Source organism: Halothiobacillus neapolitanus c2, from assembly GCF_000024765.1.
Lineage (GTDB): Bacteria > Pseudomonadota > Gammaproteobacteria > Halothiobacillales > Halothiobacillaceae > Halothiobacillus > Halothiobacillus neapolitanus.
In genome coordinates this window covers 1,279,237-1,291,977 of record NC_013422.1, presented here as the reverse complement: position 1 = coordinate 1,291,977, position 12,741 = coordinate 1,279,237, and the positions used below count along the sequence as shown (strand labels likewise).

Annotated in this window: 11 protein-coding genes; 9 read left to right on the top strand and 2 right to left on the bottom strand. The window is 52.8% G+C overall.

Annotated features, from left to right (window positions below):
* From dusA to HNEAP_RS05935, 7 genes are all read left to right on the top strand, one after another.
* Window positions 1–1,074 carry a tRNA dihydrouridine(20/20a) synthase DusA gene (gene dusA, locus HNEAP_RS05965; RefSeq protein ID WP_012824057.1) on the top strand — a complete coding sequence of 358 codons (1,074 nt, stop codon included), beginning with the start codon at window positions 1–3 and terminating at the stop codon, window positions 1,072–1,074.
* 155 nt (window positions 1,075–1,229) lie between these two features.
* Window positions 1,230–2,609: a tRNA (N6-isopentenyl adenosine(37)-C2)-methylthiotransferase MiaB gene (gene miaB / locus HNEAP_RS05960; RefSeq protein ID WP_049772479.1), complete on the top strand. Its 1,380-nt coding sequence runs from the start codon at window positions 1,230–1,232 to the stop codon at window positions 2,607–2,609.
* A gap of 26 nt (window positions 2,610–2,635) precedes the next feature.
* Entirely contained in the window at window positions 2,636–3,622 is a 987-nt protein-coding gene (locus HNEAP_RS05955; protein WP_041600383.1) for a PhoH family protein, read from the top strand.
* Window positions 3,619–4,104 carry an rRNA maturation RNase YbeY gene (gene ybeY / locus HNEAP_RS05950; protein WP_012824054.1) on the top strand — a complete coding sequence of 162 codons (486 nt, stop codon included), beginning with the start codon at window positions 3,619–3,621 and terminating at the stop codon, window positions 4,102–4,104. The genes HNEAP_RS05955 and ybeY overlap by 4 nt, the downstream gene beginning before the upstream one ends.
* Window positions 4,105–4,179: 75 nt before the next feature.
* A complete protein-coding gene (locus tag HNEAP_RS05945) occupies window positions 4,180–5,079 on the top strand; it encodes an HlyC/CorC family transporter (RefSeq protein WP_012824053.1) in 900 nt (299 codons plus the stop codon).
* Window positions 5,076–6,605 carry an apolipoprotein N-acyltransferase gene (gene lnt / locus HNEAP_RS05940; RefSeq protein WP_012824052.1) on the top strand — a complete coding sequence of 510 codons (1,530 nt, stop codon included), beginning with the start codon at window positions 5,076–5,078 and terminating at the stop codon, window positions 6,603–6,605. Before HNEAP_RS05945 ends, lnt begins: the two co-directional genes overlap by 4 nt.
* Window positions 6,606–6,681: 76 nt before the next feature.
* Window positions 6,682–8,469, top strand: a complete 1,788-nt coding sequence (locus tag HNEAP_RS05935; protein ID WP_012824051.1) for an ABC transporter ATP-binding protein/permease — start codon at window positions 6,682–6,684, stop codon at window positions 8,467–8,469.
* 65 nt (window positions 8,470–8,534) lie between these two features.
* On the opposite strand, the gene HNEAP_RS05930 is transcribed toward HNEAP_RS05935, so the two are convergent.
* Window positions 8,535–8,756 carry a putative motility protein gene (locus tag HNEAP_RS05930; RefSeq protein WP_012824050.1) on the bottom strand — a complete coding sequence of 74 codons (222 nt, stop codon included), beginning with the start codon at window positions 8,754–8,756 and terminating at the stop codon, window positions 8,535–8,537.
* Window positions 8,753–9,679 (bottom strand): cation diffusion facilitator family transporter, encoded by a 927-nt coding sequence (locus HNEAP_RS05925; RefSeq protein ID WP_012824049.1) that lies wholly within the window; start codon window positions 9,677–9,679, stop codon window positions 8,753–8,755. The genes HNEAP_RS05930 and HNEAP_RS05925 overlap by 4 nt, the downstream gene beginning before the upstream one ends.
* Window positions 9,680–10,068: 389 nt before the next feature.
* Between HNEAP_RS05925 and HNEAP_RS05920 the strand changes: the two genes are divergently transcribed.
* A complete protein-coding gene (locus HNEAP_RS05920) occupies window positions 10,069–11,241 on the top strand; it encodes a sensor domain-containing phosphodiesterase (protein WP_166635987.1) in 1,173 nt (390 codons plus the stop codon).
* Between the two features lie 164 nt (window positions 11,242–11,405).
* Window positions 11,406–12,737, top strand: coding sequence for a YcjX family protein (locus tag HNEAP_RS05915; RefSeq protein ID WP_012824047.1), 1,332 nt, complete (start codon window positions 11,406–11,408; stop codon window positions 12,735–12,737).
* Window positions 12,738–12,741: the final 4 nt, after the last annotated feature.

Below are 12,741 nucleotides of genomic sequence, written 5' to 3'. Positions count from 1 at the left end.
ATGGAATCAAACAAATCCGCCTCTTGGCATTTCTGCATCGCCCCGATGCTCGACTGGACCGATACCCATTATCGCGTGTTGGCGCGGTTGATGACCCGCAATGCGCGGCTTTATACCGAAATGGTAACGACGGGTGCGTTATTGCATGGTGATGTTTCTAGGCATCTGAGTTTTAATGCGGCCGAGCATCCGGTTGCGTTGCAATTGGGCGGTAGCGATCCGTCAGATCTGGCTGCCGCGGCTGTCCTGGGTGCCGAGTGGGGTTATGACGAGATCAACCTGAATGTCGGCTGCCCCAGCGACCGGGTGCAGAACGGCTCGTTCGGGGCTTGTTTGATGGCGACGCCCGAAGTGGTTGCAAAGGGTGTGCGGGCCATGCAAGCATCGGTCGATGTGCCTGTGACGTTGAAAACGCGGGTGGGGATTGATCGCAGTGACAGCTTTGAAGCGTTTGCGCGGTTTATCGACATTGTGGCGGGGCAGGGTGGCTGCGAGGTCTTCATTATTCATGCGCGCAAGGCTTGGCTCGATGGGCTTTCTCCCAAAGAAAACAGGGAAATTCCGCCACTACGTCGTGATTTTGTCTATCGCATACAGGATGCATATCCAGAGTTGACCTTTGTTTTGAACGGCAAACTCGAGACCATTCCTGAAATGCAGGCTGAACTGGCGCGGGTGCCCGGTGGCATTATGGTCGGCCGAGCCGCTTATCAACATGTCGACTGGTTGCGGTTTGTCGATCAGATGTTGTTTGATCACAGTGCGCCCATTCCCACCCGTTCAGCCGTGGTGCAGGGCTACAGGGCGTATATGCTGCAAGCGCTGGAATCGGGTACGCCGATGCCACCCTTGCTCAAGCCATTACTGACTTTGTTCAATGGATTACCGGGCGCGCGAGCGTTTCGTCGGCATTTATCCGAACAGGGGCCGAGGCGCAAAACCGATATTCACGTGCTTGATGAAGCCTTGGATTTGATTCCCGATCTGGATGCCCTTGACAGTACAGAGCTTGAATGGCGATGCGCCAGTCCCCATGCCGTTCCCTATGCCGTGGTGGATCAAAAAATCGGTTGAAAGCCATTTAATCACTTGAGATTATCGGGAAACCGTTCCGGTTTTCTGCTATCTTTCGCACCATTTTCAAGGTTTTGGAGTTCTGCGTGAGCATAACCAGTTACGACGTCTTAGCCCATAACGAGGTGCCCAACGTGCCCGTTTCAACCCCGTCCATGTCTGGCCGCAAGCTGCACATCAAGACGTGGGGCTGCCAGATGAACGAGTACGATTCATCAAAGATGGCGGACGTGCTGGGCGCCAATTCCGGCTTCATTGCCACCGATGATCCGGCCGAGGCAGACGTCCTGTTGCTCAATACCTGTTCGATCCGCGAAAAGGCACAGGAAAAGGTGTTCTCTCAATTGGGGCAATGGCGTCCACTCAAGGAAAAAAACCCTAATCTGATCATCGGCGTTGGCGGTTGCGTTGCCAGTCAGGAGGGGGCTTCCATTCGCACGCGCGCACCGTATGTCGACATCGTATTCGGACCACAAACGCTGCACCGCCTGCCTGAAATGGTCGCAGCAGTAGAAGCCAATCGTAAGCCGGTGGTTGACATTTCATTCCCAGAAATCGAGAAATTCGACAACCTGCCCGCACCGCGCGCCGAAGGCCCAACGGCATTCGTATCCATTATGGAAGGCTGCTCGAAATACTGCTCTTTCTGCGTTGTTCCGTATACGCGTGGCGAAGAGATTTCACGCCCGTTCGATGACGTGATCGCCGAAGTGGCCGAGTTGGCCGAGCAGGGTGTGCGTGAAGTAAACCTGCTGGGTCAGAACGTCAATGCCTATCGTGGCGTGATGCACGATGGCCAGATTGCCGATCTCGCCCTGCTGATCGAATACATTGCACGAATCGATTCGATTGGCCGTATTCGTTTTACCACCTCGCATCCGGTCGAGTTCACAGACCGGCTGATCGAAGCCTATCGTAACGTACCCAAATTGGCGGCCTATCTTCACCTGCCGGTACAGGTGGGTTCTGACCGGATTCTGGCTTTGATGAAGCGGGGCCATACCGTGATTGAGTACAAGGCGAAGTTGCGCAAGCTCATGGCTGCGCGTCCGGGTATTTCATTGTCTTCGGATTTCATTATCGGTTTTCCCGGAGAAACCGAAGAAGATTTCGAGGCGACCATGAAACTCGTGACCGATATGCATTTCGATCACTCGTTCAGCTTTATATATAGTGCGCGTCCGGGAACACCGGCCGCCAGCCTGCCGGATGATCAACCCGAGGCGGTCAAAAAGGCCCGTCTGCATCGTTTGCAGGCGCAAATTACCGCTCAAGAGCAGGCCATTTCTCAAGCGATGCTCGATACGGTTCAGACCATTCTGGTGACTGGACCATCCAAAAAGGATCCGGACGAACTGGTCGGCAAGACAGAGAACAACCGCAGCGTTATTTTCAAGGCCCGCCCGGAATTGGCCGGACTGTTCGTGGACGTGCGCATCACTGAAGTGAAGCCCAATTCGTTGCGCGCGGATTTTGTTGGCATCAACTCGATGGATTTGGCGCGTGCCAAAGCCCGCAATCTGGTCGCTGCCTGATGGCCGATTCAAGCCTAGATTCAAGTATGTCGCCAATCGATCAACGAACCGCCCGGCTTGACTTCGCGTTGCCTGTCGATCCACAAAGTGGGTTGGACAATGAACGATTGGTCAATCTTGCAGGTTCATTCGACGCGCACCTGCGCGTCATCGAACGCCGCTTGGGTGTGGAAATCAATCATCGCGGGGCGGATTTCTCCGTGATTGGCGAAACGAAAACCACCCAACAGGTCGAGAAAGCGATTCGTGATTTATACGATCTTTCTGCCTCGGAAATCATCGATCTTGAACGCGTGAATCTGTTCCTCCAAGCCGCTGGTTTGCAGGATGATGCCCCTGCGGCCGCCGATGAAATTCAGATTCGTACCCAACGCGGTATTGTCCGTGGTCGAGGCGCGCGGCAGATACGTTATCTGCAATCCATTGCGCATTTCGATCTTAATTTTGGTATCGGCCCGGCAGGTACGGGCAAGACATATCTTGCGGTAGCCAGCGCCGTTGATGCGCTGGAGCGTGGCGCGGTGCAACGCATCGTGCTGGTACGTCCCGCTGTCGAAGCCGGGGAGAAGCTGGGCTTTCTGCCGGGCGATCTGGCGCAGAAAATCGATCCGTATTTGCGACCAATGTACGACGCACTTTATGAAATGTTGGGGTTCGACAAGGTTTCCAAATTGATCGAACGTCAGGTCATTGAAGTCGCGCCCCTGGCGTTCATGCGTGGCCGAACTTTGAACGAATCGTTCGTCATTCTCGACGAGGCGCAGAACACCACCATCGAGCAGATGAAAATGTTCCTCACCCGGATCGGCTTTGGCAGTAAGGCCGTGGTCACCGGCGATGTCACCCAAATCGATTTGCCTCGTGGCATTACCTCCGGTTTACGCGATGCGATTGACGTGTTGAGTGAAGTGGATTCGGTTGCCTTTACCTTTTTCCAGGCTCGTGACGTGGTGCGCCACCCGCTCGTAATGCGCATCGTCAATGCCTACGAGGCTCGGGAGCAAACGAAGTGAGCAAACGCGCCACGGTGATTCGTCAGAAGGCGAGTGTGCTTCGCTGCCCGACGGCCGCACGCATGCAACCTTGGGTAGAAGCGGCATTGGATGCGGCAAATCATTGGCAGTCCGTTGCGCTCACCGTTCGTTTTGTGGATGAAGAAGAAGGCCTGTCGCTGAATCAGCAGTATCGTCACAAAAAATATGCAACAAATGTGCTTTCATTTTCCTACGACGCACCGGAACTGCCAGAAGATATGGCAAGTGGTGATGAACCTGTCTATCTCGGTGATCTGCTGATTTGTATGCCGGTCGTTCTGAACGAGGCGGCAAGCCAAAACAAAATTCCTGCCACGCACACGGCACATCTTGTCGTGCATGGCGTATTACATCTGCTGGGCTACGACCATGAAGCGAGTGCCGAAGCTGATCAGATGGAACAGATCGAGGTGGATGCCATGCAAAAACTCGGATTTGAAAACCCGTATAGCGCAGATTAATCTCACTATTGAATTTGGTCCTGTCATTTTTAACCGAAGCTTTTAACTTTTATTTTCAAGGGTACAAACAAGGCAATGGACGAAGACTCGAGTCCTTCGCGCAGCGACGAGCCAGGCTGGTTCGCTCGGCTGCGCCAACAGTGGTGCATCAGTCAGGTAAAGAGTTGCTCGGATATTCTGACCGTAGCCAAAGCGGCTGCAGAAAAGCAGATCATCCCGCACTCTACCGCCAGCCTGATTGATTCGGTGCTTGAATTTCATGACTCGCGGGTGCGCGATGTCATGATTCCCCGTGGGCAGATGGATGTCATTAATATCACTTCCACTTTGCCTCAAATTCTTTCTGAGATTGCTGAAACCGGCCATTCGCGTTATCCGGTGATTCTGGAGAATCGTGATGAAATCACCGGCATACTTTTGGTAAAGGAGCTGCTGCATTTTTATGCGGGAACGCCTTCAGAAGAGGATATTGCCGGTTTCACCCTCAAAAACCACATTCGTTCTGCGTTATATGTTCCTGAAAGCAAACGACTCGATGTACTCCTCGCGGAGTTTCGCCTGACGCGCACCCATATGGCCATCGTGCTGGATGAGTTTGGTGGTGTGGCGGGTTTGGTCACCATTGAAGATGTGCTTGAAGAAATTGTGGGCGACATCGACGATGAATACGACACGGCCGAGCCCGTGCATATCCGCGAACAGTCTGCCAACCGATTCACTGTCCGCGCGTTGACACCCATCGATGAGTTCAATGCCCACTTCGGCACTGATTTTTCTGACGATGAATACGACACCATCGGCGGCTTCATCACGCATGAACTTGGCCATTTGCCGCGACGCGGAGAAGTAGTTTGTGTCGGTGGATATGAATTCAAGATTCTTGGCGCAGACAAGCGACGGTTACATTTGCTGCTGGTCACCGTGATGACGCCCAGTCAGATCGAGAATGAATCCACCCCGGATCACACCGGATGACTTCGGTCGCGGCGCTGCGTGACCGAATGAATTTTCGCTTTCGTTTGCTCGTCTCCCTGATTGCTGGGGGGCTTTTGCCCCTCGCGTTCGCGCCTGTCGGCTTCTGGCCGCTCAGTATTTTAAGCCCTGCTTTACTGCTTCTGCTGTTGCCGGGATTGTCCTTGCGCGGTGTCGTGGCTTTGGGCTTTGCCTATGGCTTGGGGCAATTTGGCGTCGGCGTGAGTTGGTTGTACGAAAGTTTTACGCTGTTCGGCGGTGCCGTGGCCCCACTGGCCGCTTTAATTACCGGTTTGTTCGTTGCCGCTATTTCCATCTACCCTGCATTGACGATGGCTTTGGTGCGCCTATCGAGCGGAGAATCCGAACACCTGTTGCCCCGACACGTGCTGGCTTTTACCGGAAGCTGGATATTCCTCGAATGGTTGCGCGGTTGGGTGTTCAGTGGCTTTCCGTGGCTCGATCTCGGTATCGCCCAAACGTCCGGCCCATTGGGCGGTTTCTTACCGGTTGTCGGCGAGTACGGCGCCGGTATGATTGCACTGATACTGGCTGGATTGTTGGCATTGTCGGCAGATCATCCGTTCGACACTACCAGAAAGGGTCGGAGGCCGATTTCGGTTTTGATCATCTCTCTGGCGCTTTTCCTTGGTGTTGGCCATTTTCTTGCCAAGGTTCAATGGACGCATCCCAGTGGAAAGACTTTGTCCGTGGGTCTCGCGCAAGCCAATGTGCCGCAGATGCAGAAGTTCGACCCCGCTTTTCTGACCAAAACCCTGCAAACCTACATGACATTGACCGAGGAGATGGGCCATGTCGATCTGGTGATCTGGCCCGAAACGGCCATACCGGATGTGCTGGATGATCTCGACTGGTTCAAGAAACGTTTGCAGGCTCGTGCCGCTGAACAGCATCAGGATTTTCTTGTCGGCGCGTTTACCCAGAACGCGAGCGGTCAATATTTCAACACGCTGGTCGGCATTCCCGAGACAGTAGGGCAGCACCGAAAGGCTCATTTGGTGCCATTTGGTGAGTACATGCCCCTGCGTCCGATTATCAATCTGTTTGCAGGGATGATCGATATTCCTATGTCCGATCTAACGCCGGGGTCGGTTGATCAGCCACTGCCCGAAGTGAAAGGGGTCAAAGTTGGTGCCTCGATCTGCTACGAGGCCGATTTTGCTCGCGACATCCGTCATTCCCTACCACAGGCTGGTTTTCTGGTGAATGTGTCCAATGATTCCTGGTTCGGTAACAGCCTGGCACCGCATCAGAACTTACAAATGGCACAGGTGCGCGCATTGGAATTTGGCCGCCCCATGATTCGCGCAACCAATACTGGCATCTCGGCTTTCATCAATACGCAAGGTCAGATCACAAAGCGCATCGGTGTGGACGAGCAGGGTATTCTGGTCGAAAACATTCAGCCCTATGCGGGCGATACGCCGTTCTTCAGGTTGCAGTCCTGGCCAATAATCCTCTTTGGTACTCTGCTGATCGGGTTGGCGTGGCTGAGAAGAAAACGTTGATCAATCTTTCGGGAACCTGAGCGGCAAACCAAGCTCAAATGCGGCAAAGCCCGCACAAATCATATGAAGGAACACGATGCAACTCGATCCCAATGATCTCTCACCGGATGTACAGGCTTTAGCCAAACAATCACGCCGCTTCAACCGTGCCTTTTTCGCTACCGTGTGGGCACTGGCAAAGCCGTACTTTCTCCATTCTGAAGACCGCTGGAAGGCACGCGGTTTCCTGCTAGCCATCATTGCAACTACCTTACTGCTGGTGTTCATCAATCTCCAAATCACCGATTGGTACAACCGCTTCTACAATGCCCTGCAAAATTATGATCAGGCTGGGTTCTGGAAGCTGTTGGGGGAGTTTGCCTTACTGGCTTTTGGTGCCATTGCACTCAGCGTTTATCAAACCTATCTTTCCCAGTTGCTCGATTTGCGTTGGCGGCGATGGCTGACGGGAGATTATTTATCCCGCTATCTGTCGGCGCAAACCTATTACCACATGGAAATTTTCCAGCGAGGGCAAGATAACCCCGACCAACGGATCGCTGACGATCTCAACCTGTTCTCGCAGTTGACGACCAGTCTGTTAACCGGTCTCTTGAGTGCAGTCGCCAATCTGGTGGCCTTTATCGGTTTGTTGTGGGTACTTTCTTCGAAGGTTGTCATCCCTTGGGACGGCGCCATGCACCATATTCCGGGATTCCTGGTTTGGGTGGCCTTGATCTATGCAGTCGTCTGGACCTGGGTAGCGGCTAAAGTCGGCAACCCACTGATTTGGCTTAATTTCAATCAGCAGCGCCTGCAAGCAGATTTTCGTTTCAGCCTAGTTCGGCTTCGGGAAAACAGTGAAGCCGTGGCGTTTTATGGTGGCGAGAACAAGGAACAGGCGCAATTTCATGCGCGATTCGATCGGGTGTTCGATAACTACAAGCGGCTGATTCTCCGACAAAAACGATTCAACTGGTTCAGCAGTTATTTCAGTCAGGTGGCGGTGATTTTGCCCTTTCTGGCCGCGGCGGCTGCCTATTTCAGTAAAGCTGTTCCGCTAGGATTTTTAATGCAGATCAGCTCGGCCTTCGGCAATGTACAGAGCTCGTTCGCCTACATCGCACAAAGTTACGACAATTTCGCCCAATGGCATGCGGTGGTCGACCGTTTGCATGGTTTCAGGAACCTGGTACAGAAAGTTGAGTTGTTGCACGAGACCGAAGTCAAAATCGAGCACACTGCGAGCTCGGGAAATGATGTCGTGCTCGGTGTTCATCAGTTGTCTATTCATCTGCCGGATGATCGTCGTTTGCTCAACCATGCCGATTTCACGCTGGGCGCGGGGGAGCGATTATTGATCATGGGCCGTTCCGGATCAGGCAAAAGCACCTTGTTGCGCGCCTTGGCCGGCATCTGGCCATTCGGTGAGGGGCGAATTGAATTGCCTGAAGGTAGCAAAACATTGTTTCTGCCACAAAAACCGTATTTGCCACTTGGCAGCCTGCGTGAAGCCGTGTTGTACCCGCAAGCGGCCCAGGATACGAGCGATGAAGTGCTTGGTACGGTGTTGAATGCAGTGGGATTGGGTGCGCTTGTGCCAAGTCTGGATTCAATCGAGCCCTGGTCGATGATTTTGTCACTCGGTGAGCAACAGCGGCTCGCCTTTGCCCGAGTGCTTCTGCAGCAGCCTCGGCTCGTGTTCTTGGATGAAGCGACCTCAGCACTGGATGAATCTAGTGAAACTGCACTCTACGAATTATTGATTGCGCAAAGTCCACAAATGACCGTGGTCAGCGTCGGTCACCGCTCCAGTTTGCGCCACCTGCATACCAGACGCTGGACGCTGGAAGATGCTCAATTCGTGGAAGCCACGGCGACCTAATCCTCAGGATCATCCATTTATTGCCGGGCTTTCCGGTTCGTCTTGATCCTCGATCGAGTCGAGTTTCATGCGCGTACGTCGAGTACGCTGCCGATACTGCCAGTTGAGGGAACCGGTTTGGGGCTGTTCTGAACAACGGCATCCAGCAGGGGTAGAATGCTCTGTGCCTGAATATCCTGTGACCTTTTAAGCATCTCAAACTGGGCTACTTGCTGTACCTGAGATTGGGTAGATGATTGCGCATAGTTTTGAACCAGTGCAGCGATACTGGAAATAGTGCTACTCATACGATCTCCTGAATTGATGGGCCCGTCTCGGATTTGGTGATGGATGGTGCGTTTGTGCCATGAAATGGCTCTTCATGAATCAATATGTCGGCGCCGGGAAATATTTCTTGAATCTTTTCTGCAACCTCGTCCCCGATGACGTGTGCGTGTGCGAGATCGAGATCATTTTGCAGATAGATATACAACTGAATGATCATGATCCGGCCAGCCATTCTTGTGCGTATGTGATCTGCCGCTTCCACACGAGGGTGGCTGACTGCAATGGCATGAATACGAGCCTCACTGCCATCGAGCACCTCCCTGTCCATGAGCTGATCCATTGCCTTGCGACCAACAAACCAGGCACTGAGCAGGATGAAGCCACCTACGGACGCACCAAAAATTGGATCAATCCAGCCTATACCTTGATGAGCCAACAATAAGGCCGCAATTGTGGCGGCATTGATCAGAAAGTCAGATCCGTAATGCGCCGCATCCGCTTTGATGGCCGGCGATTGGGTGACACGAATAACGTGCCGCTGAAAGAGGACCAGAAACGCTGTCGCTATCATAGATATAACCATCACGGCGATCCCCCAGTCGACGGTTTCAATTGCTTGTGGTCGAACCAGGCGCTGAACGGCTTCTAGCAACAAGAACGCACCCGAACCCGCAATGAACGTAGCCTGGGCCAATGCAGCCAGTGGTTCGGCCTTGCCGTGACCGAAGCGATGATCTTCATCCGGGGGTTGCAATGCAATTCGAACCGCAAACAAGGTAACGAGCGAAGCGAATAGATCCATTGTCGAGTCGATCAAGGACGCCATCATGCTGATTGCGTTGGTACTGATTGCCGCCACCAGTTTGAGTGCGATCAACAATATCGCGACACCCACAGAGGCAAGAGTCACTCGTCGCAGCAGTTTTTCTTCCCGAAGGGACATGGCATTACCTAAATAAAATTATTAGACCGGACTAAATAAATCAAACACAACTCATTGATTTAATTGTATCATCTAGCGCCTTGGTTTTTATATCACCGTGGTGATTCTTTCTTTTTGTAAAAATAATTGGGCCTGAATCTTGATCTTCACAGAGGAGATCAAGCATCAGCCTCGGGAGCTTTTAGGATATTTCGCTCAATCTAAACTGGGGTAATACTTTATTCTTGGCGCGTACTATTCACAGAAAGAGTGCATTTTATTTTTTAACACCCATGGATGGCGTGTTTTTTGCTAATTTACCCGAGCATTTGTTTTACGAGGCTTTTATGTATCCCCGAATACACACCATGACAGACGGGCAAAGAATCGCTCTGTGTGAGCAGTTCACTGTGCGTTCCGCGTTTCAACCGATTGTGAGCGTAGCGCACCAACGTATTGTCGGGTATGAAGGCCTTGCTCGAATATTTGATGCCGATGGCGCACCACGTTCGCCTGCCGATTTATTCCAATCCATCACAGATATCGAATTTCTGGTTCGTGCGGACCGAGCCTGCCGGGAATTACATTTAAAGAACTTCATGCACGCTCATCTTGAGTCGCGATGGTTGTTTCTTAATGTGCATCCACTTGTTGCCATGCATGGGCACCAGTTCGGCTCTTTCTTCGCCCAGCTTCTGGAAACACTTAATGTCGAAGGTTGGCGTATCGTGATTGAAGTGGTCGAGTCGGAGCTACCCGATGAAACACAACTGATGGAGTCCATCGAGTTTTATCGTTCACTAGGGTGCCTGATTGCGCTCGATGATTTTGGCGTAGGCGGCTCTCAGTTCACCCGTTTGTGGCGCATCAATGCGGATATCGTCAAACTGGACCGTAGTTTGATCGTCGAATCCGAGCACTCATATCGCGCGCAGCGTACGTTGCCCTCTTTGGTTGCCATGATCCACGAAGCGGGCAGCATGGTGTTGCAGGAAGGTATTGAAACACCCAAACAACTGGCCATTGCACTGAACTCAGGAGCCGACTTGTTGCAGGGATTTGGCCTGGCCAAGCCTGCTCTGCTGGATCAAAAGGAAACGTTTGATCGCGATTTCCTTGATCAGGGATTGAAGGATAGTTCGCTTGAAATGGATCGAGCCGATTACAACCTTCATCAACAGATCGTTTCAGTCACCGAGCGTTTTGAGGATATGTTGGTTGCACTGGAACGGGGCGAATCCCTCCGGAATGCCTCCCGTGCCTTATTGTCGATGGCAATCGTTGCGCGCGTATTTGTGCTCGATGCCAGAGGTTATCAGGTGGAAGAAACCATTCATGGTGCATTTGCACCGGCTTCAATCAAGAATCGGTTTCGACCCCTGGCACAAGCCGAAGGGGCGTGCTGGGCCAAACGACCCTATTTCCGCCGCGCCATGATCGAACCCAGCATGGTCCAGATCAGTCGTCCCTATCTGTCGGTTGCCGGCGGAAATTTGTGTCGCACGTTGTCGTACTGTCGTGGCCATGCACCTGATAACGGTATTAAAGTCGTTTGCTGTGATATCAACTGGTTGGACGATTAAAGCCCTTTTTTCTCAGGACGCGATTAGTTGGTTCCCGCCCATATCGAGTGAGTGTCGTAGAATGGGACCATTGGCGGCCTTGAACCTGTGTTGATGATTTGGACGATTATCGATTCTGCTTTCGAGGCTACTTGAGAAAATACGGGTAGCAGGCGGTATCGAAATTGAGTCCACTCCCATTTGCAAACGCTAAAACGACTCGGATTGGCATCACCGGTCTTTCTCAGGCGGGTAAATCCGCCCTGATCACGTCGATCATCAACCACCTTGAAAACGCCCGCCGTGGTTCGCTTATCCAGCAAGCGGTTCTATCAGATGTCACGCACGGCCTGTGGCGGCGTGATGCGCCCCATGCTTTCGACTATGACGCGGGATTACAAGCACTTACGCATCGTCCACCGTACTGGCCGGCTTCGACCACCGACTGGTCGATTGCGCGAATCGAACTCACGATGACACGCTCATGGTATTCCCCAAAACCACGTAAACGTATTATCGAACTGTTCGATTACCCCGGCGAGTGGCTCATGGATCTTGCCCTGTTGGATTGGGATTTCGCCCAGTTTTGTCAAGCTCTGTGGGGATGGTGCAGCCAGTCGCCGCGGTTGGAGTTGGGAAATGCACTTATTCAGGAGTTGTCTGTAATCGATCCGATGGCACCCGTGGATCGAGAGTATCTGTCGCAGTTGCAGCAGCGCTGGGCGGATTTTCTCGCCGACTGCCGGTTACCGCCGCATCAACTAAGCCGGAATTTGCCGGGACGTTTTTTGCTATCGGGCACCGATTACAAACCGGGCGATAAACCGTTTGTTCCGCTGTTTTCTACTAACTTGGCAGGCGGGTCGGTACCGGACTCGTTCCCCGCCCAATCTTGGGGCGCGGTGTGCGCGGACCATTACAAGGCGTATCGGGATCACGAAGCACGACCGTTTTTCGAACGGCACTTTCAGAATCTTGATGCCCAGGTAATTCTCATTGATCTGTTGGGTGCCATGACTGCCGGGCAAGAAGCGCTCAAAGACATGCGCGCTGCGCTCGACAGCGTATTACAGCCTTTCCGTTATGGGCAGGATCATTGGCTTGGACGATTGTTTCGTCGCCGAATTCGTCGTGTGGCCGTCTGTGCGACCAAGATCGATCACCTGTTGCCCGAAGATCAGAAGCGGATGCAATCCCTGTTGGAATCTTATCTATACGAAACCGTACAGCGATTGGCGGCGGAGGATATTGATGTCAACGTGATGGCTATTGCTGCTGTTCAATCGGCTAAGCTGCACGAGACACCGGATCACACGCAAAGCCTGATTGGTCGGGATAAACGTACAGGGGAGCGTATTCGCTTCACACCGCCGCATCTGCCCGACAATTTACCGCACGCGCTCAATCTAAAAATTGAAGATTTGCCACAGCTTTCACCACCGGAAGGTCTCGATCGGGTGCAGGCTTTCCCCGCACGACGAATCGATCAGTTACTTGCCTTTCTTCTGGCTGAATAAGAGG

Excerpts from the sequence above, each read along its gene's own strand:
- HNEAP_RS05930 (WP_012824050.1), bottom strand. The coding sequence starts at position 8,756 with ATGAGTAGCACTATTTCCAGTATCGCTGCACTGGTTCAAAACTATGCG.
- HNEAP_RS05945 (WP_012824053.1), top strand. The coding sequence starts at position 4,180 with ATGGACGAAGACTCGAGTCCTTCGCGCAGCGACGAGCCAGGCTGGTTC.
- miaB (WP_049772479.1), top strand. The coding sequence starts at position 1,230 with ATGTCTGGCCGCAAGCTGCACATCAAGACGTGGGGCTGCCAGATGAAC.
- HNEAP_RS05955 (WP_041600383.1), top strand. The coding sequence starts at position 2,636 with ATGTCGCCAATCGATCAACGAACCGCCCGGCTTGACTTCGCGTTGCCT.
- HNEAP_RS05925 (WP_012824049.1), bottom strand. The coding sequence starts at position 9,679 with ATGTCCCTTCGGGAAGAAAAACTGCTGCGACGAGTGACTCTTGCCTCT.
- dusA (WP_012824057.1), top strand. The coding sequence starts at position 1 with ATGGAATCAAACAAATCCGCCTCTTGGCATTTCTGCATCGCCCCGATG.
- HNEAP_RS05935 (WP_012824051.1), top strand. The coding sequence starts at position 6,682 with ATGCAACTCGATCCCAATGATCTCTCACCGGATGTACAGGCTTTAGCC.
- lnt (WP_012824052.1), top strand. The coding sequence starts at position 5,076 with ATGACTTCGGTCGCGGCGCTGCGTGACCGAATGAATTTTCGCTTTCGT.